Origin of the sequence: Gelidibacter mesophilus DSM 14095 (assembly GCF_000423005.1) — a bacterium.
Lineage (GTDB): Bacteria > Bacteroidota > Bacteroidia > Flavobacteriales > Flavobacteriaceae > Gelidibacter > Gelidibacter mesophilus.
The window spans coordinates 64031-90684 of sequence record NZ_AUHD01000012.1 but is presented as its reverse complement, the minus strand read 5'-3'; the positions used below and the strand labels follow the sequence as shown (position 1 = coordinate 90684).

Here is a 26654-nt window from a genome sequence, read left to right as displayed (position 1 = left end):
AATCATTGGCTTTTTTATTGTTTCAAAATAATTATTATGCATATAAGTTCACTATCCATTAGGAATTTTAGAAATTTCTATAAATCAAAATTCATTTTTAAAAAAGGTATAAATACTATTTTAGGAGAAAACGGTTCAGGTAAAACCAATCTCTTTTTTGCTTTACGAGTTTTAATTGATGATAAACTTCCAAGATATATAAGATTTAATGAGTCTGACTTTAACCGAGGTCTGGGTAAATGGGCTGGACATTGGATAATTTTATCGGTTACTTTTGACGAACTGGATGCGAGTGAAGAAGCACAGGTACTGGCAGTACAATCTTCGGGAGATATGGAAGGCAGCAAAAAGACTGGAAGTTACTCGGTGTACTTTAGACCAAAATATCAGTTTAGAAAAGAATTATATGATTATTCACAAACCGCAGGTAAAAGTGTAGCAGGGCTTCAGCTTTTTTTTGATAAACTTACGATTGATGATTATGAAACGTCTTACTTATGCAGAGGCTCTGGAGATTTTAGTGATGACACTACCTATAAAAAGTATGTTGGCGATTTTGATGCTGTTGAATTCCCAAACCCAGATGATAAAGAAGAATTGATTTTTGGAACGTTTCTGCCGAGGGAAATAAGTGTGCACAACGAGGTTTCTTGTACGTTCATTAAAGCACTTCGAGATGTCGAAAGCGACTTACGTTCCTATTCTACTAATCCATTGATTAATTTATTACGAGGAAAGGAAAAAACTATTGAAGTTTCAAAACAAACGGACATCATTGATAGCGTTAACAAACTTAACGACCAAATTAGTTCTCTCAAAGAAGTAAAGGATGTGAAAGATGGAATTGACAAAAGTATTAAGGAAGCTGTGGGTACTACTTACGGCCCTAATATAGATGTCAAATCAGAACTTCCAAATGATATGGAAAAACTACTGCAATCACTCAAACTATGGGTTGGCGACCCAGATGAAGAAGGTTATATGGGTAAAATATGGGAGTTGAGTTTGGGAGGTGCAAATATGATTTACCTATCACTAAAGCTATTGGAGTATGAAAAAATCAGAACGGATAGAATTGCAAATTTTCTTTTAATAGAAGAACCAGAAGCACATATTCATACGCATATTCAAAAAACCCTTTTTGATAATGTGCAAACCAATAAAACACAGGTTATTATTTCAACGCATTCTACTCACATTTCATCTGTAAGCCGAATAAGTTCAGTAAATATTTTAAGCCGAGGAAATATGCAGACTTTGGTATATCAACCATCTAACAATCTTGATGATGATTATATAACAAGAGCCGAAAGGTACTTGGACGCCATAAGAAGCAACTTGCTTTTCGCGAAAGGCGTTGTTTTGGTTGAAGGCGATGCAGAACAGATTCTCATTCCTCAAATGTTTAAAAAAGTCTTTGGAATTTCGCTCGATGAAATTGGGATAAGTCTCGTAAACATTGGAAGTACAGGTTTTAAAAATGTTGCAAGGCTTTTCCATAAGGATAGAATTCAGAAAAACTGTGCCATACTAACTGACTTGGATGCCAGTATTGTCAATTTACCTGCAAATGAAGTTGATGATTCTGCTTATGAAAAACATTGTAGGGCATCGCAAATTAGTGGAGCTGAAAGAAAAAAGGAATTGGATAAATTTTGTGACAAAAACGACTTCTTGATTCCTTTTTACTCTAAATACACCTTTGAAGTTGATTTCCTTTTGAATGGGAATAGCCACGAATACGTACAATCACTTCCTGAAATTTTCAAACAACAAGCAGCTATTGATTCTTCAAAGAAAAAGTTAGAAGAAAAATCAGTTTCGATTGCAGGTGTAGAAGTTTTACGATTGGCTGATAAAAAAGGCAAAGGTTGGCTGGCGTTGGTTGTTGCAGATAATTTAGTTTACAATACTTATATTCCTGAATATATTTTGAAAGCCGTTGCTTTTGCATCTTCGCATTTAAATAATGCCTCTAAAGCTAAAACCGCTAAATACAGGTTACGAAAAATTAGTCGTAGTAAAAATGATAGTTATTACGATGTAGCAACAAAAATTAGTTTTAAGGATAAAGAAGACCAACAGGTTATTGATGACTATATAGCCAACTTTCCTAATGACCAATTTACTAAATTTTTATCGTTTATATGATTTTAGATACTTTAAGCGACCAACAAAAAGATGCCGTTGTTAAAGATGGAAATGTACTTCTTACAGCTTGCCCAGGAAGTGGAAAAACACGAGTGATTATTCATAAACTCGCTTATGCTCTAAAAAATATTGATGTAAACAGTAAACAAAGGATTGTCGCTCTAACTTTTACCGTAAGGGCTTCCGAAGAAATATATCGCAGATTAAACGCAATGGGAATTAATAGTAATCGGGTTTGGTCTGGCACTTTGCATTCATTTTGTCTCGAATGGATTATAAAACCCTATTCCTGTTATTTACCTGAACTTGAAAACGGCTATTTAATTGCCGATGAAACTTATGCCTCGGATATCATAAGTGAACTTAAAGAAAAGCATAAGTTAAAACCTATTGACCCGATTAATTTCAGATTCAATAGGGACGGCACATTTGCCGAACCAAAAACAATTCAAAAAAGAGTCCTTAAGGATTATCACGAAAGGCTACAAACAGAGAAGTTAATTGATTTTGAGCTTCTACTATACTATTCATACAAACTCTTAACCAAGCATCCTAAAATAAAAAAAACGTTATCGAACATTTTTAGCCTTATATGTGTTGATGAATATCAAGACACGCAAGATTTGCTTTACGCAATTATTTCGTCGATTGTAACAACTGGGGAAGGTAGCTCAAATCTATTTTTAGTAGGAGATACAGACCAAGCAATTTATGCATCTTTGGGTGGCATTGCCAAAAGTTTGGAAGAAATACAGGAAGAGTTAAACACTTTACCTATTGAGCAACTTACGCTTTCTGGAAATTATAGGTCCACACAAAGAATTATCGACTTTTACTCTATATTCCAGACAAACCCAATTAAAATTGAAGCTATTGGTACTAATAAAGACGTTGATAGTATAATAACGTACAATAACACCATTGACAAAGGATATTTAGTAGATGAAATTGGACGACTTATAGAGCATAGTTTAGATAATGGAATTCCAGAAGATGAAATATGCGTATTGGTTCCGCAATGGTGGTTAATAACTACTATCACAAAACAGTTGAGAGCTAAACTACCAGATGTAAATTTTGATGCTTCAGGTTTAGCACCAATGTCAAAAAATCGAAATAACATTTGGTATAAGTTATCGAGGTTGTTCTTAACGCAGCCACAACCAAAAATATATTCATTGCGATACAAATGGTGTTCTGAAGTAATTGAAAACTTTAAAGAACATACCAATACTGAATTCAGCGAACAATATCAAACAGAGCGAAATGTATTGAAATTGATTAACTCGATAACATCCAATGAAACTGAAGGTATCGATTATCTTAATGATTGTTTTGACCAGTTTTTAGAGGCTGTTGGGATTGACCAAACTATTTACGCACAACTTCTTATAAATAGGAAGACCTTTTTCGATGTAATAAAGAGCCGTCTTGAAGACCCAACGTTTCAAGTTCCAAGTGACATAGCATCATTTATGAGTTTTTATAGAGAAATGTCAGGCGTCGTCATCAATACTTGCGTTGGTGTTAAAGGAGAAGAATTTGAAACCGTTATTGCTTATGGTTTGCTAAATGGGTATATCCCACATTGGAATGACATTTTTACTGGAGACCCTGTTGCCGCTTCAAAAAAACTACTTTATGTTATCTGTTCAAGAGCCAAAACCAATTTACACTTGATATCAGAAACTGGCAGACAAACCAAAAAAGGAAACCCGTTAGAGATTACCCCAGAATTGCAAAATCTTAATTTTGAATTTGATGAAATATAAAAAATGTTGTAATCCATTTGTAACGATTTGAAAAATTAAGGATAGTGTTTTTAGGATAAAATGAAGAAAATAGATTTAGAGAAAAAATCATTAGAAATTCAAAAAATAATCTCTCGTTATACAAAAGAGAGCTTTGTATGTTTTTTTGCTGATTTTATTAGACACCATCCAGAAAGAAGCAATATTGGATTTTCAAAAAAATTCAAGTCAAAATTAAAAGATTCTTTATATCTGATAATGTTAAGACTCTCTACACCATTGGCAGGCAAGGAAGAACTTCATTATTCAGAAAAAAATGATTTAGTACTTCAGCAAGTTGCTGACATTCTTTTAGAGATAGTTAGTTTCTATTTATCAGAAAATTATGAGGGAAATGAATTTGATGAGATTTCTGATAAAAGACAAAAATTACTTGTTCACGAATTAGCATTCAAAAATTACTTTCAAAACGGAATATTAAATTATAGAGAACAAGAGGTAAATAAGGTTATTAGGATGTTTAAACCTTATCAAGATAAAATACAGGAAAGATTAGAAATCGATTTAAAAACCTTAATTAATTTATGCAATCATTCTGAATTAATTTATCGTGCAAAGTCAATAAATTCAAAGTCATTTATTTTAGACAAAGGCTTTGACAAACTGGCTCGACAATCTGCAAATGGATTATTAGCAGAGAATGAGTTTACAGATAAGCTGTTAGAACTTTCGAATGAGACCCAAGAAAGTTTTTTGAATTTTTTTGAGAAACCCCACCAATGTTTACTTTTTGCCAAACAAGATTTTCACCTCTCTTTTGAAGAAAAACATATTGATATTTTCTGTGGCTTATTTTCAATTGATATTAAAGATAATCATAGTAATTTATTTTATTCCCAACAAAATCCTTTAGAAAATAAACCGATTATAAGAATTAGTGATAATCAGTATTTAAACGTATATCAAAAACAATTGCCTTCAGCTCTATATGATTTACTTTATACCACGCTTACTCAAACAAAAAAGGAAAAAGAACAAGTAAATTTCCGTAGAGGAAAAGTTGTTTTGGAAAGCCATACTTTGGATATATTTAAAAAATTCTTCAAAAAATCAAAAAGGATTAAAATTTTCACCAACTATTACATAAACAACGAGCCAGAAGAAAAAGATATATTAATCCTTGTGGATAATAACGCCTATATCATTGAATGTAAGGCTTCAAGATATAGAGAACCACGAAGGGTTACGGAACAAGCATACCAAAGAATTAAATCTGACTTTAACGACTGTATTCAAAAAGGTTATGACCAATGCTATCAGGTTGAACAGGAATTGTTAAACAATGAAAAGGTTATTGTTAGCTTGAAAAATAAATCGGAGGTAATTATCACGAATGAAATTCACGAGATTTTTTGCATTGTAGTTACTTCAGAAAGATTTGCTTCCATACAAACCGATTTAGGATTAATGCTTAAAAGGAAAAATAATGAAGACCCTTACCCTTGGTCAATATATGTCGATGATTTAGAAACTTTTTTGAAAGTGCTTTACAATAGTTTCAGTAATCCATCCAGAAAGATTTTTAACTTTTTGGAGCATAGAGAATTACTACACGGAAGATTAATAACCAATGATGAATTGGATGTATGTGCTATGTTCCTAAAAGACCCAAAGAACTTCAAAGAAATATGTGAAAGTGAATATGTTGTTTTTACTGACCCAACCCTACAAAATTATTTTGACAAGTTATATTTTGACAAAAAACTAAAATTTAGGATTGAGGATTTTTAGTTTTAATTATCTCTTTGAAGATAGTTATAATAATCTTTCTAATGCTTTTTACAATTTCCATAAATATTTCCTTCATAACCCAACATTTAAATAGTTATACAATCCCATTAAAATGGCCAATGCCATTGCTCTTATATTTTTGGGCTTTAAAAAATAATCTGCTTCATCGGTGCTCGAAATAAAGCCCATTTCGATGAGTATAGCAGGGCGAATTTCGATATTTTCACGTAGCACTTGAAAATTTGCGAATCGAACTGCTCGTTTTTTAAAGTCCAATTTCAGAGTGCTTTCTTCCAAAATGGACAATCCCATTCCGATAGATTTCTTTATAAGTACTTCTTCATCGTTGGTATTATGCACGTAAATGTCCATTCCTTTTGCCGATGTGTTAGAGGCATTGCAATGTAACGATACAAACACATCAGCCTTTAAGCTTTCAGCTAATCGACTTCTATCGGATAAAGAAATTAAAGTGTCCATATATCTGGTCGAATACATATCAAACTCGTTATTTAAGAGGGTTTCATTTAGCCTTATAATCTCTTTGGCAATACTTAACGATACATCCTTTTCTTGAATACTATTTGTACCGATTGCACCAGTATCTTTTCCACCGTGTCCAGGGTCGATGATAATGACTTTTTGTTGACCGAAAATCACACAGAATTGTAGCATCAAAATCACAAAACTGACGTTTTTGGGCGTTACCCACTTCCAAAATTTTAGAGTTATCAACATCGCACTTTTCAATTTTCATAAAATTTGATACCAATTCGCATCAAATAAAAACAATTGACATCAAAACTTATTTTATTCACAATTTACTGATTATCAGTTCTTTGTATTGCAATATACACTATTTTTCAAATATCAAAATTGACGTAAAATCTAAATCACTTTGATTATGAAAAAATCACATTATGTAACCATCTTATCATTACTTATTTCAAGTACAACTTTTGCACAAATTGGAGGTATCGAAGATTCCGTAAACGATGTTTCTGATACTATCCGAACCATTTTCCCCATTATTTTGGGCGTTATCTTTTTAATTGGATTCCTATTTAATGCTGGACATTTCTTTGGCGAAAATGCCGATTTAAAAAAAGGGATTACCCGCGTACTGGTCTTTGTATTGATTGCGGGAGCAGTCGTGGGCATCTTTACGTACCTCATTAGCATCGTAGTGTAATGAAACGATTCGAGGTCTATAAAAACATACGCAAGCGAGCCGTGATTATGGGTCTGCCCATATCATTGTTCGCTTTAATGATGACCGTTGTTATCGGTTCATTGCTGTTCATCATCTTTTCGTTCAGCTTTACTGTTATCATTTCAGTATTTCTATTGAACGGTGCACTGTATATCGTATTGACTCACATTACCAAAAACCCTGCATTGATGCACATCAAAAAGGTATTCCCACAAACAATTAGTAACAAAAAAGGAAGTCGTCTGTACTATGAAGAAAATTAACCTATCGGCATATCATCCTATTTTGGATATTCAAGACCATATCGTGTTCGCTAATAACGGCAATGTGGTATTGGGCTATCAAGTGGACAATCCTGAAATCTATTCCCTCGCGGAAAAAGATTTTGAGGATATTCACGGTTCGTGGTTTCAAGCGTTTAAATCATTGCCTATTGCCACGGTTATCCACAAACAGGACATCTATCAGAAAGCTGAATATTTGGCGGAAGAACTTCCGAACAAAAGCTTTTTGCAACGTGCCACACACGATTATTTTAAAGGTCGGGAATTCATTAAACATTCTTCTTACCTATTCTTTATACTTCCGCACAACAAAGCTTTGAACGCACCGAAGTTTACCAACCCATTCCGCAAGGTCGAAAAGGGTATTCATAAGCAAATGGACCATAACGTTCAGGAATTTATTGCTTCTGTTAACGATGCCGTTTCCTTTGTAAATAACAGCCGGAAAGTGTCATTGATACCTTTGGGTATCGATAAAGTCTTGTCATTGACCAATGCTTATTTTAATGGATTCAACGAAGGATTTGATACCGACATTCTATTGAAAAAAGCGAATATTGAAATTGGCGACCATCATTTTGATGTGCTGGCCATCAATAGCGAATTGTGTTATGGCGATGTGGTTCAGAGTAGCAAGACCAATGATAAATTTACTTCGGACGACTTTGTATTCCACCAAGGATTTATTGACGGATTAGGGTTGAATCTCAATGAAAATCATATTGTCAACCAAATCATTTATTTGGATGATAAGCACAAATGGCGAAAGCTGTTGGACAAGAAAATTGAAGAACTCAAAAAGAGTTCCAATTTTGGAACACAGAACAAAGTCATCTTAAAGAAGATTGAAGACATTGTTACCAAAATCAATGAGGACGATAGTTCAAGAATTATTAGGGGTCATCTAAATATTATATTCTGGGATAAAGATGAAGCACAATTAGAAAGAATTGCTTCCAAAATAAAAACCGAATTCAAAGAATTGGATATAGTGCCTTATTATCCAAAAGGCGAAGAACGCAAGCAATATTTCTTAAACTCATATTGCTGTTTTACTTCCAATTTTTCTAATGAGGATTTATACGTAACCGATTTAAAACACGCTCTTTGCCTGTACATTAACAATACCAACTATCAGTCAGATGCCACAGGTGTCATCTTTAATGACAGACAACATAACATTCCTGTACTTAAAGATGTCTGGGATGAAAAGAAGAAACGCATCAAGGCAAGGAACTTTGCCATTTTCGCACCTACTGGAGAGGGAAAATCTTTTTTGGCAAACAATATTCTACGCCAATATTTTGAACAAAATGTTCGATTGGTCATTATTGATTTAGGTGGTTCATATTCAAAATTTGCCAAGCTCTATCCAGACGACCATATCATCCTTCGCTATGAACAGGGAAAAAATTTGGGTATCAATCCATTCTATATCTCTGATGTCAATGATTTGACACCAGAGCGATTGGAAGATTTGGCAATCTTCCTTTTAGAGCTCTTGGCTTCGGGCAAAGCAACGACTAAAGCTGAAGAAGTGGCGGTCAAAAAAGTACTTCGGTACTACTATCTACAAAATGTGGGTGGTACACATTCTTTGGAAAATTTATACCAGTTCGTTGATACAAAAAAAGACACCTTTTTAGAAGAACTACATATTCAAGAGCAACATTTCAACATCTACGATTTTCTGCACATTCTCTCTGAATATGTGGATGATGGCTTGTACAGCTTCCTGTTCAATGTAAGTGAAGACCAGACCTATAAAATTGAGGATAAAAGACTGATTGTTTTTGAACTTGATGAAGTAAAGGACAATAAGGAAATCCTTTCCGTAATGTTGAAGCTGATTAAATCTGCCATTCAAAGAACCATTTGGAGAAATAAAGCCGAGAGGGGAATCATCCTATTCGACGAGTTTGCCAAACAGCTCAAATTTGGAAATGTACTCGAAAGTGTAGAATTCTATTATCAAGCCATTAGAAAACAAAATGGAGCGATTGGGATTATACTGCAATCCATTAACCAATTGCCCAACAATTCCACATCGGCGAGTATTCTTGAAAACACCCAAGTAATTTACAGCCTTCGTAATGAAAAAGGCTATGCCGAATTAAAAAACAGGCTCAACCTTACCAGTCACGATTTAAACCAGTTAAAATCCATTCGTAACAACCTTACAGGAACACGAAAATATACCGAAATGTTCATCAAAATCGGAAAGGAAAGCAACATTTTCCGATTGGAAGTACCGCCCGAAGTCTTTGCTGCTTACCTCACGGATGGCAAAGAAAACGAAGACATTATGAAACATTTTGAAGAACACCAAAATATGGAGAAAGCCATTAAAATATTTATTAATTCTTAAAAATAAAAATTATGAGACACACTATCAGAAATCTAATGTTATCCGCACTATTTGTAGTGCTAATTGGAAGTAAGGCTTCGGCCCAGGGGATGCCTGTGTATGACAACACAAACTTTATCTCTTTTGTAAAATCATTATTGGAATCAGGTAAACAAACCGCCAATTTAATGAAGACGGTAAAATTCCTTAAAACCCAAAAAGAGAATATCGATAAGGTAAACAATGTCATCAAACAACTTCAAGCAGTCAGGGAACTGGCAAGAAACAACCAACGATTGTTTGATGTTGTACAGGATGATTTGAGGGAAATCCTCAATTCCCCTTTTATTAAACCAAATGAAGTTACACGCATTTCAGATTCCTTTGATGCCATCCTTCAGAACTCTATGGCTGGTATGGAATATATCGACCAAATATTGTCCAGCGACAATCTGAAAATGACCGATGCCGAACGTGCCGAAGTCCTTAAAGAAAAACAACTGGAATCCAAGGAAATGGTAGCGGAAATTGAGGCAAAAACCAGACGCTATCGAGAGATTATTCAATTTCGAGAAATGCAGTACAAAATCAATAACCGAGAAACCGATTACTAATGTCAGGTATTTTTTTAGGCATAGGGTTAGAGTTTGTGGACACTATTTTTCAAACGATAAAAAATAGTGATTTCTCACAATACACTATTGTAGGAATGAAGACACTCGCCCTCTTGTTTTTTCTCATCAACATCCTAAAAAAGTACAATGAAGGTGTAGCCAATAATGAGGGTTATACGTGGGGATTGACCCCTGCGGAACTGGCCAAAAACTTTGCAATAGTGATTTTAGTCATTTTTTCCACACAGGTATTAAGTGTTTTCGACACCATTTTGGTGGCCATTGAAAACCAATATCGGGACACGGCACCCGCACTTCTTCCTTTACAGATGCAAGATATTGACATCGAACAGGATGTAAGTGCTTGGGATGCCACCAAAAAAGCAATGGCAATGCTTTATGAAGCATTAGTAACACCTTTATACGGCTTAAAAATACTATCCTTTATTGCCGGAATATTTCTCTGGCTATTGGATTTGTTTATTTACCCCTTATTCCTTGCAGAACGATTCTTTTTGCTGGGCATAATGCAAGCCTTTTTCCCTTTGGTCATCAGCTTGGCGGTTTTTGAAAAGTTCAGGTCGTTGGCATACAACTTTTTTAAGCTTTACGCTGGCGTATATATGTTAGTTCCTGCCTTCTTTCTGGTCAATGTTTTCGTGAATAATCTTTATACCGAAATCAATACAAATTTCTGGAGCGACTTATTTGGTACGGATTGGGGGAGTAATTTTTTCGCACCGCTTTTACAGTTAGGGTCTATCGGATTTATTGTATTGCTGAAATTCAAATTATATAAACGAGCGACCTCGTTCACTTTTAAACTCTTTACAGGCTGATAAAGCAATAATAATTTACAGATGAAAACACCATATAAGAATATTTACAACATCTTAAAGCTCAATCGCTTTATAGTATTGACCGTCGTTATTGGAGCTGTGCTCACGTGCGTCATTTCCGTTTTGATGGTCATAAAGCTGCATAAAGAAACAGTTAATAATGCTTTTGTAGTCAATTCGGACGGAAGTGTTATTCCCTTGAAACTGGTATCTCAACAAGAAAATTTAAAAGTAGAAGTCTTGGCACAATTGGAGTTGTTTCACACTTATTTCTATAACATTGATGCCAGCAATTACGAAAAGAACTTGGAGAAAGCCCTTTGGTTGGGTAATAGTTCTGTAGATGCTCTGTACCGACAGAAAAAAGCCGATGGAGTTTATAACCGTTTGTTGCAATACTCGTTGGTTCAAAAAGTATTGAATATCGAATCCAAAGTTGATATTCAAAACGAACCCTACAAGTTTGAAACGAAAACCATTTTTGAAATCAATAGAGGTACTATCACAGATACTTATGAGTTGACCACTATTGGAAATTTGATTCACGTAGATAGAAACTTTTCAAACAATACCCACGGACTGCTAATTACCAACTTTTTTGAAAGCACATTACGAAAATTAGAAAATTATGAAAGTAGAAAAAAATAAAATAGTCTTTGCCATCGTGTTGGTATGCATCCTGCTTTTTATAGGTGGCTATGCAATGCTTATATTGGGCGAGGACGAAGAACCGACCATTGAGAACAACCAGATTCCTGTACCGGAACTGGAAGACGACCAAAAGGAATACGATTCCAAATTGGATGCCCTAAACGACTTAAAGGAAGTTAGGGAAACCAACGCACCCAGCATTTATGATGAACGGCTGTTGGATTCCACAGGCGTATATGACCCTGATTTATTGGACAAGAAAAAAATGCAGATGGTAGATAGCATTTACCAACAAGGGCAGATTCGATATTCAGATAGAACGTTTGAAAATATTAATCCAAGATACTATCCACCAAAACCACCTGTTAAGAAGGAAAAAGACACAACGGATGCTATTGAAGAGCAAGAAACGAACGTGGAAGCCAAAGAACGTGCTTTGGAGCATCAACTCTTTTTTGCTTCGCATCCTATTGAAAATGAGGATTTGAATTCAAAAAATACCGATGATTTCATTTATGTACGAGTAGATGGCACACAAACAGTTAAAACCAATTATCGCTTACAAATGCGGTTGATAAAAGATGCTACCATTTATGGACAACGCTATTCCAAGAATACGCCTATTTATGGATTTGTCAATTTTAAACCCAATCGCACCATCATAGACATTGAGAATATCAATCATCAACCAGTAAAATTGAAAGCCTATGATTTTCAGGATGGTAGCGAAGGCATTTATGTTGAAAACAGTTTTAGAGCAGAAGTTACCAATGAAATTGTTGGCGATATGGTGGACGACATTAATATTACTGGTGTTCCGCAAGTAAGCGGTTTCAAGAAAATATTCCAACGTAACCATAAAAACGTAAAGGTTACGATAACCGATAATTACAAACTCATTTTAAGACTTCCTAAAACAAAATATCAAGGAAAGCCCATAATGGGCAATTAATAAACTCACTCTTATGAAAACATATATCACATTACTGTTATTGATTTGTTCAATGTCAATTTCAGCACAGCAACCCCTTGACACTATTTACGCCAACGACCAGAAAAACGTTGCCCTGTTTTTTCCAAACCCTATTCGACAAGGAATTACAGGAGCTTCCAATTTTGTATTCACCTATAATCGTGAGAAAGAGCAGTATTTCGGTTTGTTACAGGCGAAGCCTGGAACAGAAAGCAACCTATTGACCGTTACAAGTGATGGTCGCGTTTATTCTTATATTTTGAAATATTCTGAAAAACTTCCAGAACTGAATTATTTTATCAATGAAAATGAAAGCATTGGCAGTGAACTTCCGGAAAAGATTAAGCAGAAGCCAGAAGTTAAACCGTTGAACGAATATGCAAATAGAATAACACATTTTCAAAAATTCAGCGAGTATTTATTAAAATCCAACTTTGAGCGTATTGAAACCAAACGCAAAAAAGGAATTAAAGTCCAATTACAAAAAATAGCGTATGATGCTTCTGAAGTGTATTTGGTTATAGAGGTCAAGAACAGGTCTGGAATCGATTTTGAAATTGACTACATTAAAGTTTATAGAACCAACGGAAACAAAAAGCGTAAAGCCTCTTACCAAAGATTACAACAAGAAGTTATTTACAAACACAAAATGCCATATTCCATTACTGATGGAGAAAGTCAATGCTTTGTGTATGTAGTTCCAAAGTTTGTTTTAGGCGACAACGAAAAGTTAATGCTGGAGCTGAAGGAGCTAAAAGGGAGCAGAAAAATGATTTTGGAAACCAAAATTTAAGAGGTGTTTATCACCTCTTTTTTTTGTGATTAAAAAAGTATCTTTGTTATAAATATAACAAATTTATTGACAACTAAAATTAGAATGAATAACGAACAAACCGCAATACGAACAACTTATTTCAGCATAATTGGGAATACTGCTTTAGCCTTAATTAAAGGACTTGCGGGATTTTTTGGAAATTCTTATGCTTTAATTGCAGATGCGATTGAATCGACAACGGATATTTTTGCTTCATTTTTAGTTTTATTAGGTTTTAAATATGCAAAACGACCAGCGGACGAAAATCATCCCTATGGACACGGCAAAATTGAGCCATTAATTACCTTTGGAGTTGTTACATTCCTTGTTGTTTCTGCCACAATAATCGCCTATGAAAGTATTCAAAACATTCAAACACCTCATAAAATCCCGAAATCTTGGACTTTGATTGTGCTAGGTCTAATAATAGCTTGGAAAGAAATCTCATTTCAAATTGTAATTAAAAAAAGTAAACAAACAAATAGTTCATCATTAAAAGCAGATGCTTGGCATCATAGAAGTGATGCCATAACTTCGGTAATGGCCTTTATCGGTATTTCGATAGCAATCATATATGGAAAAGGTTATGAAACAGCAGATGATTGGGCTGCCTTATTCGCTTCTGGATTCATTTTATATAATAGTTATTTAATATTACGTCCAGCTTTAGGAGAAGTTATGGACGAACAACTTTATGACGAACTGATAATTGAAATTAGAGAAAAATCAACAGAAGTTCAAGGTGTTTTAGGAACAGAGAAATGTTTTATTAGAAAATCCGGAATGAAATTCCACGTGGATTTACACGCAATTGTGAATAATGAAATTTCGGTAAAATCTGGTCACGACATTGCTCATAAGTTAAAAGACCATTTACAAAAAGAAATACCGAATTTAGGACACATACTAATTCATATTGAACCGAATTAATAAAAGCAATATATTCATAAAAATTGTCTATTCTGATAAGCAAAGAAAAGTTACTAATCTTTCCTATCCGTTTTAAAACCAATTCGTTCCCTGTTATGCTGTTCAATCTGTACCTTGTCCTTTTGCAGTAAATAATTCAAAGCCTGATGAATGTCCTTAAATTTGATATTCATTTCTTTTTCAAGTTGGGCTATATGTTCTTTAAGGTTGCTATAATCTGTAAGATGCTGCCGTAACGCTACAAATGCACGCATAATAGATATATTTACGTCAATGGCCTTGTCGCTGTTAAGTACGCTAGAAAGCATTGCCACGCCCTGTTCGGTAAAGGCAAACGGAGTGGCAGGACTAAATTTAATGTTCTCTGGAAGGTTGTCACAATTTGTGATAACCTCTTTCCACTCATCTTTTGAAAGCTGAAACATAAAATCATCGGGGAAACGTTTAAGATTACGTCTAACCGCTTGTTTTAGTACTCTAGTTTCTACTTCATAGAGTTCAGCAAGGTCAAAATCAAGAATAACTTTGTTTCCTTGAATATTATGGATTTTATTTTTTATTATAGATAGTTCCATTGTATTTTTAATTAACTGGAATTATGAATTTTGAGAAACCACTTTAGAGATAGATTCATTTTCTATCTCATTGAATTGAGCCCTTAATTTTTGCATATCATCACTTACTTTACGTTCAATGACTTTAGCATAAATTTGGGTTGTAGATATTCGGGAGTGACCCAACAATTTTGAAACCGTCTCAATGGGCATACCATTACTTAATGTAACCGTTGTAGCAAATGTATGTCGGGCAATGTGGAAAGTAAGGTTCTTTTTAATACCACAAACATCAGCAATTTCCTTTAAATAAGAATTTAGTTTTTGATTTGAGATTTTAGGAAATATACTTCCTTGTGATATTGATTTACGGTTGCTCTTGTATTTTTCAACAATTTGCATCGCCTTTGGCAACAAAGGTATTCGTATGGGCTTTGTCGTCTTTTCCCGTTTGTAATAAATCCAAAGTTCGCCATCGATGCCAATACAGATATTATCCGCAGTTAAATGGATGACATCGATATAACTTAAACTGGTATAGCAACTAAAAACAAACAAATCCTTTACCAATTCCAATCTTGGAATGCTAAATTGTTTATTTTCTATCTCTTGAAGCTCTTCGAGACTTAAAAAGCCTCTTTCGTTTTTAATGAATTTAGATTTGAAATTGATAAATGGGTCGCGTTGAATCCAACCCAATTTAAACGATAAATTTATCATCTTTCTAAAACGCTCGATATGCTTCATTACGGTATTGTTGCCCATTGGCTTTTGATGGTCTTCTGGTATGTAGTCCCGGAGATATTTCTCAAACTTTATGATAAAGTGATAATCAAGTTCCCGTAAATAAAGGTCTGTGGTCTTATAGAATTTCGATAAAAATTTGGAGATATAACTCTGTGTAGTGTAATAATTTTTTTGTGTTCCCCACTTTAATTTGTTTACCATATCTTCATTATGGTAATTGATAATATCTGTAATGGAACGATTATTTTCGTCATTACCGAAATATCGAGCCTTAACGACCTGTGCGGTAATCAATTTATGCTCATTCATTAAATCGCGATAACATTTAAACAGATGATTGTAAGTTTCATCTAAATAACTGTTTAGAATTCTTGATTTCTGATTTGTTCCCCGAGCTCTGTTTTTATGGACATCCCAATCAGACACTAAAACTTTTCGTTTTAGACTGATGGTAGCTCGCTTGCCATTTACCGTAATTCTTGCGTAAATAGATGCTTGGTCATTTTTTGCCCTGGAGAAGTCCGCCCAGAACAAAATACTGAAGGTGGTAGATGTTTTCATTATTTCGTCTTTTAGTTAACAATAATTCGTTGTTATCAGACGAAAGTCAAATCACTTATAAAGATACATTTATTTATTGATTAGCAGACCGTTGGTCATAAATCTGGTCAACACTTTTTGAAATTTTAATTTGTTATCCGATTTGTTGACATTTTTAATCAAAACATATCAATTCTTATGATATTCTTAAAAACAGAAAAACCTGTAAATCATACGATTAACAGGTTTTTGTTATAGATTGATACTATAATTTGTCGGGGTGGCAGGATTCGAACCTGCGACCTCCGCGTCCCAAACGCGGCGCGATAACCGGGCTACGCTACACCCCGAATTGGTTATCTTCAAAATATCTTTTGGTTCCTCGTTTTTTAATTTTTTTCTCTAAAATTAGCGCTTCCGATCTGTTTTCTACCTTTTGAGTAAAAACCAAATTCCACGGTGAACCAGTTTTAGTTGATGGAACCAAACTTTTATTGTGTCTTACAAATCTTTTTTCGATATCATCCGTTTGACCGATATAATATCTTGAACGTTTTTGGCTATACAATATGTAAACCGTATAATCCATAATTTTTATCTTTGGTGGTCACGCCTCAAGCGTGACGACCTCCGCATCCCAAACGCGGCGCGATAACCATGCCTTTGTTTTGGCAGGCCGGGGTAGACCTGTCACGCCTTAGCGTGATACACCCCGAATTGGTTATCTAAAAAATTGCGGAGAGACGGGGATTCGAACCCCGGGTACCCGCAAGGGTACGCTTGTTTAGCAAACAAGTCCTTTCGGCCGCTCAGGCACCTCTCCAATATATTTAAAAGAACATCCTTTAAATGCGGATGCAAATCTAGCCTTTCATTCCAAACAAAGCAACTATTTTTTGAACTTTTTCTGCTTAATTTTTTATTCCGGATATTCTATCCTGAGATGGAAGATGTTAGCTAATTTATTTTTTAGTATTTTCTTGATGGATTCAATTTCTTTGAAAGTAATATTGGCATTTAAAAACTGTCCGTCTTCCATTTGTTTATTAATAATATTCTCAACAAAATGATTGATTTTGGTTGACGAAGGATCCTTTAAACTTTTTGAAGCTGCCTCTACACTATCGCACATCATTAAAATTGCGGTTTCCTTACTAAAAGGTTTTGGACCTGGATAACGGAAATCAATTTCGTCCGTCTCAATATCAATTTCCTTTTCCTTCATATAAAAATAATACACCACACTGGTGCCATGGTGCGTCCTGATAAAATCAATAACCCGATCTGGCAAGTTATACTTCTTCGCTATTTCAATGCCATCAAGAACATGATCAAATATAATCTTTGCACTTTCTCGTGCCGACAATTCATCATGCGGATTGATGCCGGTCGATTGGTTTTCCGTGAAGTAGGTAGGATTTTTCATTTTGCCAATGTCATGGTAAAGTGCCCCTACCCTAACCAACATGGCATTCGCTCCTATTTCGTTAGCAGAAGCTTCAGCTAAATTGGCAACATTCAAACTATGGTGAAATGTTCCTGGCGCCTTATTGGACAGTTCCTTTAACAATTTAGCATTGGTGTCAGAAAGCTCCAAAAGCGATACATCTGAGACCAATCCGAATAATCGTTCGTAAATATAGATTAGAGGCTGCACAAACAACGTGGCGAGTCCACATAAAATGAACATTCCAAAAGCTTCATAGCTCAGATTAACAATACTGCCCTCATGAATAACGAAAAACGCAAAATAGGTTATGATATAAATAAGCGTGATTTGTCCTACTGAAATAAATAAATTAGCGCGTTTATATAATTCAGATACCGTGAGAATGGTTACAATACCCGCAATAATCTGCAAAAACATATATTCATAACTGTTTGGCACAATAAAGCCAAGCAGTAACACGGTCAAAACATGAGTAAACAAGCCTAATCGCGCATCAAAAAACGCCTTTAAAACCAGTGGAAGCACACAAAGCGGCACCACGTAAACATACTTGGTATTGTAACTCACAATAAGCGTGGTCAGCAAGACCATTAATAAAATATTAAAAAAGATGAAAGTCACTTTAGTATTATCCAAAAAGACTTCAATCCTGTATTTTCTCAAAAACAACAACAACATCAACAAGGTCAATGCCACTAAAATGGAGTAGGAAACCACGACCCATGTATAGTTTGAAGAACTCCAAACCTGTGATTCGTATTCTGATTCCAAGGATTTCAAAATATCATATTTATGACCTTCAACCAACTCTCCCTTAGAAATAATTAGGGTTTCTCTCTCAATATTTCCGCGGGTTGTAGATATTTTATCCAATTCCTCATCCAATGCATTTTTAGTAATCGATTTATTGACCTTTAAATTGGGTTCAATCAAATCAAAAAATAAGGACACAAAAACCGACTTAAACTTGACATTGCCGTTCTCCTCAAGCTGCTTCTCCAAATGCCTCCTAAAAGCATCCAATTTAGAAAGTTCAGAATACGTGGTGGTGGCTATTTGGTTTTGTCCATCCAGCAAAACAACGTTCTTATCATTAGGGTAATTATAGTCTTCTTCTAGAACACCATTCCTGTAGATCTCTGACAGAACTGTTTTCCCGATTTTGAATAGCTCCGTCTTTTTTCGTCCCAGAGAATCATTAAAAGTAGCGTTGAACTTCTTATTGTAATCATCAAATACAAAATCTTTTATCTCCTCATTAATATCAAAATAAACAGAACTATTTTCTACAATTGCAGATTTTTCCTTTTCTAATTCCTCCGGTGATTTCTGAATGGCGAAATCAAAAGGTGCGTAGAGATTTTCAGATTGCCATGGTTTGTTCTTATCAAAACTGTATTTAAATTTCCCACTTTTTGGAAAGAGGTAAACAATTAAAAAAGTAGTTCCTATAAACAGGAGAATTTTGTAAATAAGTGAATGATTCTTGTACCACTTGTTTATAATGTTTTTCATCAAAGTCGTCTCAATTGTCTTTCAAAAGTAATAAATTATAAAGGGACTTGTTGGTTTAACGTCAGGTTTCATTCCAAAATCAATTAAAAAATGTTTAATTTTGCGTCAATCAAATCAAAACCCTATAAAGATGAGTAAAGAAGTAGTCATTGTATCTGCAGCAAGAACACCAATCGGTAGTTTTTTAGGAGCTTTATCCACAATTCCTGCTCCAAAATTAGGAGCCATTGCCATTAAAGGGGCATTGGATAAAATCAACCTGAAACCTGAACTAGTTCAAGAAGTGATTATGGGAAATGTAGTGCAAGCAGGAACAGGACAAGCGCCAGCTCGTCAAGCAGCTATCTACGCTGGTATTCCTGATACCGTGCCTTGCACAACAGTTAATAAAGTATGTGCTTCAGGAATGAAAGCAGTGATGCAGGCAGCCCAAGCGATAGCGCTAGGTGATGCGGATGTGATCGTTGCTGGAGGGATGGAAAACATGAGCATGATTCCTCATTATTTACATGCGAGAAATGGAACAAAATTTGGACCAGCCACATTGATTGATGGGATGCAAAAAGACGGCTTGGTAGATGCCTATGATGACAACGCCATGGGTGTTTGTGCAGACGCATGTGCCACAGAATATAAGTTCAGCAGAGCAGATCAGGACGCATTTGCTGTTCAATCTTATGAAAGATCAGCGGCCGCTTGGGAAGCTGGAAAATTCGATAATGAAGTAGTGCCTGTAGAAGTACCGCAGCGTCGTGGAGATGCTATTGTTGTTTTCAAGGACGAAGAATATACGAATGTAAAGATCGACAAGATTCCGTCATTGAGACCTGCATTCACGAAAGACGGAACCGCTACCGCGGCCAACTCTTCAACTATTAATGATGGTGCCGGTGCTGTAGTTTTAATGAGCAGGGAAAAGGCTGACGAACTCGGTTTAAAACCATTGGCCATTATAAAAAGTTATGCTGATGCTGCACAAGAGCCAAAATGGTTTACCACTGCACCTGCGAAAGCTTTGCCTAAAGCATTGAACAAGGCTGGTGTTTCAATAAATGATGTTGACTTTTTTGAGTTTAACGAAGCATTTTCCGTGGTTGGATTGGCAAATATGAAAATTTTAGGTCTGAATGATCATAACGTAAACGTGAATGGTGGCGCTGTTTCTTTAGGACATCCGTTAGGTTGTTCTGGGGTTAGAATTATTATTACTTTATTAAATGTATTAGAGCAAAACAATGCTAAAATTGGTGCTGCCGCAATCTGTAATGGTGGCGGAGGTGCATCTGCAATTGTGATTGAGCGCGTTTAATTTATCGATAAAATCTTTCTTAGTGACCCTATTTTTAAATTACAGATTTCTATTTAATTATTCAATAATCCATAAAAATAATAAATAGATAATTTCATTTCTATGCCATACGGAATTGCCAATTTAAGCATCGTCCCCTTAAGAATAGAACCCTCTGACATTTCGGAATTAGTTTCTCAGGTGTTATATGGCGATGTTTTTAAGGTTATTGAAAAACGAAAAAAATGGAGTAAGGTCCGTTTGGACTTTGACCGCTGTGAAGGGTGGATTGACAACAATCAATATCTAGAAATTTCCGAAGTGGATTATAGCGCTTTGATGGGATGTCCTCAAAAATTATCATCTGATTTAATAGAATTTGTGCAAGACAATGACGACCAATTGTTGACCATTCCGCTAGGCTCTTCACTAACGGGGTTAAGCTTTCTTAACCATCTATTTGACGGCAATAGCATTGAAGGTCTTCAACCAAAATCGAACCTCATTGAAACTGCTTTTTTATATCGGAACGCCCCTTATTTGTGGGGTGGCAAAACGCCCTTCGGCATTGATGCTTCTGGTTTCACACAAATGGTTTACAAACTAAATGGCTATAGATTGTCTCGCAATGTTGAACAGCAAGCCAAACAAGGTGAAGCCTTAAGTTTTATTGAAGAAAGCGAACCTGGTGATTTGGCGTTTTTCGACAATAGCGAAGGCCAAATTGTACATGTTGGCATAATGATGCCGGACAATTACATCATTCATGCCCATGGAAAAGTACGCATTGATCGGCTGGACCATTCTGGCATCTACAACATAGATACTAAAATACATACCCATAAATTGAGGGTCATTAAAAAAATCATATAAAAAAGGGTATTACGCCTAACAACACTGCTGTTACTTTTTTATTTAAAATAAAAAGGAGCAAAAACAATAATGTGATGCTCCTTTTTCTGTATCAAACCACTGATAACCTTATTGTTATTATAAGCGTATTTTTGAATTCCCTAATCAATATTAAGGGATTAGAGAAACTTTTCTAGGTCCAAAGTATTGATTCCACTGTGGCTGTCATGTGCTACCACCACCCCATTCTTAATAACCAATAATTGAGGCGACTCATGCATCACCTGAAATTTTTCCGCAATCTCAGCTGAAATAGCTCTATAATTCAGCAAATCCAAGTAATATAGGTCAGCCTCAGCTTCTGACAGCTTATAATTTTTCTTAAATTGACTGATAACCATTCGACTCACACCACAACGGGTAGAGTGTTTAAAGATATATTGTGTTTTTGATTTAGACTTTTCTGCAATGTTTTCCAATTGTTCAACCTGGTTCAAATCAATCCAAGGCGTGACATTTTGTTGTTTCGATTTATCCGACTCGTTGGTTGAGCCAGTGGAGGCAAATAATTTATCAAGTAATCCCATTTTAGTATCTTTTAATATTTGGCGTTATTATTTATTGACGATTATCGTCTTCTCTAAACTTTTCACTTATGAATTTATTTTGGCGTTAAAGTTATTCTAAACAGACCTATTATTACCCAAAATCTAAATAACTTTATAGTAAAGTCGGCGAAAGTATAAACATCTTACAAACTGACGAAAAGTCGCATACTTATTAATTTTTACCGACATTTTGTCGCATTCTGTGACTTGGTAGGATATTTGAAACGCAACAAACAACGAACATTTTACATTTTATTCCTGTACGGATGAAATTAAAAATAGAAGTACTAACATATAAAACAAGATTCCCGATTTGTCGGGCAGCATATTATGAATTTTAATAATTATACCATTAAATCACAGGAGGCCATTCAGCAAGCTCAGCAGCTTGCGCAAAGTTACGGCCATCAACAGATAGAAAATGAGCATATTTTCAAAGCTATTTTTGAAGTGGATGAGAACGTGCTACCGTTCCTTCTTAAAAAACTAAATGTCAATGTCAACTTATTGCAACAAACTTTGGATAAGCAACTTGAAAGCTATTCTAAAGTTACTGGCGGCGACCTAATGTTGTCTAGAGAAGCGAACAAAACATTAAATGAGGCCGCCCTCATTGCAAAAAAAATGAAAGATGATTTCGTCTCCATTGAACATTTAATTTTGGCTGTTTTCAAATCGAACAGTAAAATTGCACAAATGCTCAAAGATCAAGGGGTCACTGACAAAACATTGACCGCTAGTATAGAAGAACTTCGCCAAGGTGAAAGTGTAACCTCTCAAAGCCAAGAGGATACCTACAACGCTTTGAATAAATACGCCAAAAACCTTAACCAAATGGCAAAAGACGGCAAGTTGGATCCAGTGATTGGTCGTGATGAAGAAATTAGAAGAATTCTTCAAATCCTATCCCGACGTACCAAAAACAACCCGATTCTGGTTGGTGAACCCGGTACTGGTAAAACGGCAATTGCTGAAGGATTGGCACATCGCATTATAGATGGCGACGTCCCTGAGAACCTTAAGGACAAACAGGTTTTTGCTTTAGATATGGGCGCTCTTATCGCGGGAGCTAAGTACAAAGGCGAATTTGAAGAGCGGTTAAAATCAGTTATTAAGGAAGTAACTTCCAGCGAAGGAGATATTGTCCTATTTATTGACGAGATTCACACGCTCGTTGGCGCCGGTGGTGGACAAGGAGCTATGGATGCAGCAAACATCCTAAAACCAGCTTTGGCCAGAGGTGAATTGAGGGCCATTGGAGCTACAACGCTTGATGAATATCAAAAGTATTTTGAAAAAGACAAAGCCTTGGAGCGCCGTTTCCAAAAAGTAATGGTCAATGAACCAGATACTGAAAGCGCAATTTCTATTCTTCGTGGGATTAAAGAAAAATACGAAACCCATCATAAAGTCCGAATTAAAGACGAAGCCATTATTGGCGCCGTTGAATTGTCTGAACGCTATATAACAAACAGGTTTCTTCCAGACAAAGCGATTGATTTGATGGACGAGGCCGCTTCCAAGTTACGCATGGAAATCAATTCTAAACCAGAAGAACTGGACGTTTTGGACCGGAAAGTCATGCAATTGGAAATTGAAATCGAAGCGATCAAACGTGAAAAAGATGAAGCCAAGTTAAAGATGCTTCGCTCTGACCTCGCCAATCTAAAAGAAGAGCGCAATGAAATCAATGCGAAATGGAAAAGCGAAAAAGAAGTGGTGGACAATATCCAAACGACAAAATCCAACATTGAAGATTTTAAAATGGAAGCCGAACGTGCCGAGCGTGAAGGCGATTATGGTAAAGTAGCTGAAATTCGTTATGGAAAAATAAAGGAAGCACAAGAAACGCTTGAGAAACTTCAAACGGAATTACGTGAAAACCAATCCGGAAGTTCTCTGATTAAAGAAGAAGTAACCTATGAGGACATCGCAGAAGTGGTGGCCAAATGGACGGGAATTCCGGTAACCAAAATGCTGCAATCTGACAGAGAAAAGCTTCTAAAACTTGAAGAACAATTGCACAAGCGCGTGGTTGGGCAGGAAGAGGCCATTGTCGCTGTGAGTGATGCCGTAAGAAGAAGTCGTGCTGGGCTTCAAAATGCCCAAAAGCCTATTGGAACCTTTCTATTTTTAGGAACCACAGGGGTTGGTAAAACCGAATTGGCAAAAGCACTGGCAGAATATCTCTTTGACGATGAAAGCGCAATGACGCGAATAGACATGAGCGAATATCAAGAAAGACACAGCGTCAGCCGATTGATTGGTGCACCTCCAGGATACGTAGGTTATGATGAAGGCGGGCAGCTAACGGAAGCCGTTAGAAGAAAACCATATTCTGTGGTGTTGCTTGATGAAATAGAAAAAGCCCATCCTGATACTTTCAATATTTTATTGCAAGTCTTGGATGAGGGCCGATTGACAGATAACAAAGGTCGTGTTGCCGATTTCAAAAATACGATTATCATTATGACTTCCAATATGGGAAGTGACATTATCCAGCAGCGTTTTGAAGCGACAAAGGATATTGAATCAGCCATGGAGTCCGCAAAAATTGAAGTGTTGGGATTATTGAAACAAAGCGTACGCCCTGAATTCCTAAATCGTATTGACGACATTATTATGTTCACACCACTGACAAAACAAAACATTTTGGAAATAGTAGGCTTGCAATTGAAGGGCCTAACAAGAATGTTGGCAAAGCAAGGCATTACTTTTGATGCGACAATGGAAGCGACTGCGTATTTAGGAGAGAAAGGCTTCAACCCAGAGTACGGCGCACGCCCTGTAAAGCGTGTGATACAAAAAGAAGTCTTAAACGAACTGAGTAAGGAGCTCCTCTCAGGAAACATATCTACAGACAGTATTATTCTGCTAGATTCATTTAATGACAAATTGGTCTTTAGAAACCAAGGAGCATTGGTAGACGAAGTCCAAGAATAGCAAACGTTGACATGCTCAATGTTGGCGTTTAAAAAGTCCGTAAGGATTTTTCATAATAGTTGGTTGGTTAGTTAGGAACAGCACAAGTCTTGCAAAAGATAAGTGCTGTTTTTTTTTATTTGGGAAAACATATATTATATTAGATGTAGATTAAACATTGATTTTAAAATCGAACACATGGGCATCATAAAATACTATAGTTTAGAAGATTGTGAAGTGTTTGTTTTTGATGAATATATTATCAATCAAGTGAGGGAAGGCGTCGTGATTGAACCACATCACAACGACTTTTTAAACGACATAGTGCACAAGCATTTTAGTGGCAAAAAGATGGCGTATATTTCAAATCGCGTAAAATCCTACGGCGTAAACCCATTGATCTATCCGGAAGCGGAGAAAGTTCCCAACCTAATTGCTATTGCCATCATTCCAAAAACCGCACTTATGCGGAGAAATGCCGAATATGAGCAAGGTTTTTATAAAAAACCCTATGGAATCTTCAATAATTTAAGTGATGCCATTGCATGGGTACATGAGTTGTTTAATAACGATGAAAGTGTTGTTGAAAAAGTTAAAACAAAATCATCTAAAAAATGAAGCCTTGAAACGGCTTTCTGGTTGTTTTTTACTAGCTGGGGCATAGTCGGTAGTGATCATCCTGAGAGTTACCCATAACTTCCCAATCATTTTCCTGCACTTCTATAATTAGCTCTACCTATTATCTGCAAGTCCAAAAAGATGGACGCTCTCTAAATATGGCACTGTCTATATTATGTCTGACATTCTGTATTAAATCTTCGATGGCCCTATAAAAATCAAGCCAATTGTCATAGACAAATACTTAGGTTGCAACCGTGCGGGGGTTACTTTAAATAAATTTAAAATGAATGTTAAACATAATATAAAAGTAGGCAACTTCTCCGCTAATGGTAGTCTTTTTGCACTGTTCAAACGTAAGTATAGCAGAGGTACGCTGAACAAAAAAATGTCAAAACATCTAATATTCTCATAAAAAGGAGATTAATGAAAATTCGCATTTTCTTTTTTACCGTTCATCTAAAAAAACAGAAAAAACTCTAAACAAATAACCGTTTGTCGTAGTTTTACGACACTTAACCTACAAAACACTTATGACTATTAATCAATTTATTGATCATACGCTTTTAAAGCCAACCACTACTGAAAGAGAAATCATCGATTTGTGCAACGACGCAAAAAAATATGATTTCTATGCCGTTTGTGTCAATGGATGCTATGTTGCGTTGGCCAAACAATTACTTTCAAAAACCAATGTAAAAATTGCAACTGTTGTTGGTTTTCCTTTGGGCGCCATGGCTACTGAAGCTAAAGTTTTTGAGGCTAAAAATGCCATTAATGATGGAGCTGAAGAAATTGACATGGTTATAAATATGGGCTTGTTAAGAAGCAAAAATTATGTCGCTGTTTTTAAGGATATTTCTGATGTCAAGAGGGCCATTGGTAAAATTCCGCTTAAGGTCATCCTTGAAATAAGTGAGCTTTCCAAAAATGAAATTGTTAAAGTTTGCGAAATCTGTTTGGATGCTAAAGTGGACTACATCAAAACCTCAACCGGTTTCTCTAAAGGTGGTGCTACTTTGACGGCTGTAAAAATCATAAAAAAAATAGTAAAAGACCAAGCGAAGATAAAAGCCTCAGGAGGCATCAAAGATCTGGAAACTGCACTTAAATATATTGATGCAGGCGCAGATCGGATAGGCACATCCTCCGGTGTTGCAATGATGACCGATAAATCAGCTACAACAAAATATTAATTTCTA

23 protein-coding genes and 2 tRNA genes are annotated in these 26654 nt (G+C 35.7%); 17 read left to right on the top strand and 8 right to left on the bottom strand.

What is annotated here, in order from left to right; translation table 11 throughout:
- Nucleotides 1-36: 36 nt before the first annotated feature.
- From G525_RS0114040 to G525_RS0114030, 3 genes are read left to right on the top strand one after another with little or no spacing between them, the layout of a single operon-like run.
- Nucleotides 37-2151, top strand: a complete 2115-nt coding sequence (locus G525_RS0114040) for an ATP-dependent nuclease (RefSeq protein ID WP_027126736.1) — start codon at nucleotides 37-39, stop codon at nucleotides 2149-2151.
- Nucleotides 2148-3923 carry an ATP-dependent helicase gene (locus G525_RS0114035; RefSeq protein WP_027126735.1) on the top strand — a complete coding sequence of 592 codons (1776 nt, stop codon included), beginning with the start codon at nucleotides 2148-2150 and terminating at the stop codon, nucleotides 3921-3923. The genes G525_RS0114040 and G525_RS0114035 overlap by 4 nt, the downstream gene beginning before the upstream one ends.
- 60 nt (nucleotides 3924-3983) lie before the next feature.
- Nucleotides 3984-5693, top strand: coding sequence for a hypothetical protein (locus G525_RS0114030; RefSeq protein WP_027126734.1), 1710 nt, complete (start codon nucleotides 3984-3986; stop codon nucleotides 5691-5693).
- A gap of 72 nt (nucleotides 5694-5765) precedes the next feature.
- On the opposite strand, the gene G525_RS0114025 is transcribed toward G525_RS0114030, so the two are convergent.
- Nucleotides 5766-6431 carry an N-acetylmuramoyl-L-alanine amidase family protein gene (locus G525_RS0114025; protein WP_035479736.1) on the bottom strand — a complete coding sequence of 222 codons (666 nt, stop codon included), beginning with the start codon at nucleotides 6429-6431 and terminating at the stop codon, nucleotides 5766-5768.
- Between the two features lie 166 nt (nucleotides 6432-6597).
- Here G525_RS0114025 and G525_RS0114020 point away from each other — a divergent pair, with 166 nt between their 5' ends.
- The 9 genes from G525_RS0114020 to G525_RS0113980 all read left to right on the top strand — a co-directional run bounded on the left by G525_RS0114020 (nucleotide 6598) and on the right by G525_RS0113980 (nucleotide 14358).
- Complete coding sequence (locus G525_RS0114020) at nucleotides 6598-6885, top strand: hypothetical protein (RefSeq protein WP_025743366.1); 288 nt, start codon at nucleotides 6598-6600, stop codon at nucleotides 6883-6885.
- Entirely contained in the window at nucleotides 6885-7169 is a 285-nt protein-coding gene (locus tag G525_RS0114015; protein WP_027126732.1) for a hypothetical protein, read from the top strand. The genes G525_RS0114020 and G525_RS0114015 overlap by 1 nt, the downstream gene beginning before the upstream one ends.
- Complete coding sequence (locus tag G525_RS0114010) at nucleotides 7156-9558, top strand: TraG family conjugative transposon ATPase (protein ID WP_025743365.1); 2403 nt, start codon at nucleotides 7156-7158, stop codon at nucleotides 9556-9558. Before G525_RS0114015 ends, G525_RS0114010 begins: the two co-directional genes overlap by 14 nt.
- 35 nt (nucleotides 9559-9593) lie before the next feature.
- Nucleotides 9594-10151 carry a conjugal transfer protein gene (locus G525_RS0114005; protein WP_425402524.1) on the top strand — a complete coding sequence of 186 codons (558 nt, stop codon included), beginning with the start codon at nucleotides 9594-9596 and terminating at the stop codon, nucleotides 10149-10151.
- Nucleotides 10151-10990: a hypothetical protein gene (locus G525_RS0114000; RefSeq protein ID WP_034230060.1), complete on the top strand. Its 840-nt coding sequence runs from the start codon at nucleotides 10151-10153 to the stop codon at nucleotides 10988-10990. The genes G525_RS0114005 and G525_RS0114000 overlap by 1 nt, the downstream gene beginning before the upstream one ends.
- A gap of 21 nt (nucleotides 10991-11011) precedes the next feature.
- Complete coding sequence (locus G525_RS0113995; RefSeq protein WP_027126730.1) at nucleotides 11012-11638, top strand: conjugal transfer protein TraK; 627 nt, start codon at nucleotides 11012-11014, stop codon at nucleotides 11636-11638.
- Complete coding sequence (traM, locus tag G525_RS0113990) at nucleotides 11619-12593, top strand: conjugative transposon protein TraM (RefSeq protein WP_025743361.1); 975 nt, start codon at nucleotides 11619-11621, stop codon at nucleotides 12591-12593. The genes G525_RS0113995 and traM overlap by 20 nt, the downstream gene beginning before the upstream one ends.
- Before the next feature lie 13 nt (nucleotides 12594-12606).
- Entirely contained in the window at nucleotides 12607-13407 is an 801-nt protein-coding gene (locus G525_RS0113985) for a DUF4138 domain-containing protein (RefSeq protein WP_027126729.1), read from the top strand.
- 84 nt (nucleotides 13408-13491) lie between these two features.
- The gene (locus tag G525_RS0113980; protein WP_025743359.1) at nucleotides 13492-14358 is read left to right on the top strand and encodes a cation diffusion facilitator family transporter; all 867 of its coding nucleotides are present in this window, start codon (nucleotides 13492-13494) and stop codon (nucleotides 14356-14358) included.
- 53 nt (nucleotides 14359-14411) lie between these two features.
- Here the strand turns inward: G525_RS0113980 and G525_RS0113975 are convergent, their stop codons facing one another.
- The 6 genes from G525_RS0113975 to G525_RS0113950 all read right to left on the bottom strand — a co-directional run bounded on the left by G525_RS0113975 (nucleotide 14412) and on the right by G525_RS0113950 (nucleotide 19164).
- Complete coding sequence (locus tag G525_RS0113975) at nucleotides 14412-14933, bottom strand: ORF6N domain-containing protein (protein WP_025743358.1); 522 nt, start codon at nucleotides 14931-14933, stop codon at nucleotides 14412-14414.
- A gap of 21 nt (nucleotides 14934-14954) precedes the next feature.
- Complete coding sequence (locus G525_RS0113970; RefSeq protein WP_027126728.1) at nucleotides 14955-16220, bottom strand: site-specific integrase; 1266 nt, start codon at nucleotides 16218-16220, stop codon at nucleotides 14955-14957.
- Nucleotides 16221-16474: 254 nt separating this feature from the next.
- Nucleotides 16475-16549, bottom strand: a tRNA-Pro gene (locus G525_RS0113965).
- Nucleotides 16540-16788, bottom strand: coding sequence for a GIY-YIG nuclease family protein (locus tag G525_RS21825; RefSeq protein WP_027126727.1), 249 nt, complete (start codon nucleotides 16786-16788; stop codon nucleotides 16540-16542). Before G525_RS21825 ends, G525_RS0113965 begins: the two co-directional genes overlap by 10 nt.
- Nucleotides 16789-16935: 147 nt before the next feature.
- Nucleotides 16936-17022: transfer RNA gene (locus G525_RS0113955), tRNA-Ser, on the bottom strand.
- A 96-nt stretch (nucleotides 17023-17118) separates the two neighbouring features.
- Nucleotides 17119-19164: an HD family phosphohydrolase gene (locus G525_RS0113950; RefSeq protein ID WP_027126726.1), complete on the bottom strand. Its 2046-nt coding sequence runs from the start codon at nucleotides 19162-19164 to the stop codon at nucleotides 17119-17121.
- Between the two features lie 130 nt (nucleotides 19165-19294).
- Between G525_RS0113950 and G525_RS0113945 the strand changes: the two genes are divergently transcribed.
- Together G525_RS0113945 and G525_RS0113940 are read left to right on the top strand one after the other, a co-directional pair.
- Nucleotides 19295-20473 carry an acetyl-CoA C-acyltransferase gene (locus G525_RS0113945; RefSeq protein ID WP_027126725.1) on the top strand — a complete coding sequence of 393 codons (1179 nt, stop codon included), beginning with the start codon at nucleotides 19295-19297 and terminating at the stop codon, nucleotides 20471-20473.
- A 102-nt stretch (nucleotides 20474-20575) separates the two neighbouring features.
- Nucleotides 20576-21325 (top strand): C40 family peptidase, encoded by a 750-nt coding sequence (locus G525_RS0113940; RefSeq protein ID WP_027126724.1) that lies wholly within the window; start codon nucleotides 20576-20578, stop codon nucleotides 21323-21325.
- Nucleotides 21326-21483: 158 nt separating this feature from the next.
- On the opposite strand, the gene ytxJ is transcribed toward G525_RS0113940, so the two are convergent.
- A complete protein-coding gene (gene ytxJ / locus G525_RS0113935) occupies nucleotides 21484-21891 on the bottom strand; it encodes a bacillithiol system redox-active protein YtxJ (protein ID WP_027126723.1) in 408 nt (135 codons plus the stop codon).
- A 351-nt stretch (nucleotides 21892-22242) separates the two neighbouring features.
- Between ytxJ and clpB the strand changes: the two genes are divergently transcribed.
- The 3 genes from clpB (at nucleotide 22243) to deoC (ending at nucleotide 26648) form a co-directional block, all read left to right on the top strand.
- A complete protein-coding gene (clpB, locus tag G525_RS0113930; protein WP_027126722.1) occupies nucleotides 22243-24855 on the top strand; it encodes an ATP-dependent chaperone ClpB in 2613 nt (870 codons plus the stop codon).
- Between the two features lie 177 nt (nucleotides 24856-25032).
- Nucleotides 25033-25452, top strand: a complete 420-nt coding sequence (locus G525_RS21035; RefSeq protein WP_051209950.1) for a hypothetical protein — start codon at nucleotides 25033-25035, stop codon at nucleotides 25450-25452.
- Between the two features lie 533 nt (nucleotides 25453-25985).
- On the top strand, nucleotides 25986-26648 hold the full coding sequence (deoC, locus tag G525_RS0113920; protein WP_027126721.1) for a deoxyribose-phosphate aldolase: 663 nt from the start codon (nucleotides 25986-25988) through the stop codon (nucleotides 26646-26648).
- The last annotated feature ends 6 nt before the right edge of the window (nucleotides 26649-26654 follow it).

Coding starts and splice junctions, on each gene's coding strand:
- traM (WP_025743361.1), top strand. CDS start 11,619: ATGAAAGTAGAAAAAAATAAAATAGTCTTTGCCATCGTGTTGGTATGC.
- deoC (WP_027126721.1), top strand. CDS start 25,986: ATGACTATTAATCAATTTATTGATCATACGCTTTTAAAGCCAACCACT.
- G525_RS0113995 (WP_027126730.1), top strand. CDS start 11,012: ATGAAAACACCATATAAGAATATTTACAACATCTTAAAGCTCAATCGC.
- G525_RS0114005 (WP_425402524.1), top strand. CDS start 9,594: ATGTTATCCGCACTATTTGTAGTGCTAATTGGAAGTAAGGCTTCGGCC.
- G525_RS0114020 (WP_025743366.1), top strand. CDS start 6,598: ATGAAAAAATCACATTATGTAACCATCTTATCATTACTTATTTCAAGT.
- G525_RS0114000 (WP_034230060.1), top strand. CDS start 10,151: ATGTCAGGTATTTTTTTAGGCATAGGGTTAGAGTTTGTGGACACTATT.
- G525_RS21825 (WP_027126727.1), bottom strand. CDS start 16,788: ATGGATTATACGGTTTACATATTGTATAGCCAAAAACGTTCAAGATAT.
- clpB (WP_027126722.1), top strand. CDS start 22,243: ATGAATTTTAATAATTATACCATTAAATCACAGGAGGCCATTCAGCAA.
- G525_RS0114025 (WP_035479736.1), bottom strand. CDS start 6,431: ATGTTGATAACTCTAAAATTTTGGAAGTGGGTAACGCCCAAAAACGTC.
- G525_RS0114040 (WP_027126736.1), top strand. CDS start 37: ATGCATATAAGTTCACTATCCATTAGGAATTTTAGAAATTTCTATAAA.
- G525_RS0114035 (WP_027126735.1), top strand. CDS start 2,148: ATGATTTTAGATACTTTAAGCGACCAACAAAAAGATGCCGTTGTTAAA.
- G525_RS0113975 (WP_025743358.1), bottom strand. CDS start 14,933: ATGGAACTATCTATAATAAAAAATAAAATCCATAATATTCAAGGAAAC.
- G525_RS0113950 (WP_027126726.1), bottom strand. CDS start 19,164: ATGAAAAACATTATAAACAAGTGGTACAAGAATCATTCACTTATTTAC.
- G525_RS0114030 (WP_027126734.1), top strand. CDS start 3,984: ATGAAGAAAATAGATTTAGAGAAAAAATCATTAGAAATTCAAAAAATA.
- G525_RS0113940 (WP_027126724.1), top strand. CDS start 20,576: ATGCCATACGGAATTGCCAATTTAAGCATCGTCCCCTTAAGAATAGAA.
- G525_RS0113945 (WP_027126725.1), top strand. CDS start 19,295: ATGAGTAAAGAAGTAGTCATTGTATCTGCAGCAAGAACACCAATCGGT.
- G525_RS0113970 (WP_027126728.1), bottom strand. CDS start 16,220: ATGAAAACATCTACCACCTTCAGTATTTTGTTCTGGGCGGACTTCTCC.
- G525_RS0114015 (WP_027126732.1), top strand. CDS start 6,885: ATGAAACGATTCGAGGTCTATAAAAACATACGCAAGCGAGCCGTGATT.
- G525_RS0114010 (WP_025743365.1), top strand. CDS start 7,156: ATGAAGAAAATTAACCTATCGGCATATCATCCTATTTTGGATATTCAA.
- G525_RS0113985 (WP_027126729.1), top strand. CDS start 12,607: ATGAAAACATATATCACATTACTGTTATTGATTTGTTCAATGTCAATT.
- G525_RS21035 (WP_051209950.1), top strand. CDS start 25,033: ATGGGCATCATAAAATACTATAGTTTAGAAGATTGTGAAGTGTTTGTT.
- G525_RS0113980 (WP_025743359.1), top strand. CDS start 13,492: ATGAATAACGAACAAACCGCAATACGAACAACTTATTTCAGCATAATT.
- ytxJ (WP_027126723.1), bottom strand. CDS start 21,891: ATGGGATTACTTGATAAATTATTTGCCTCCACTGGCTCAACCAACGAG.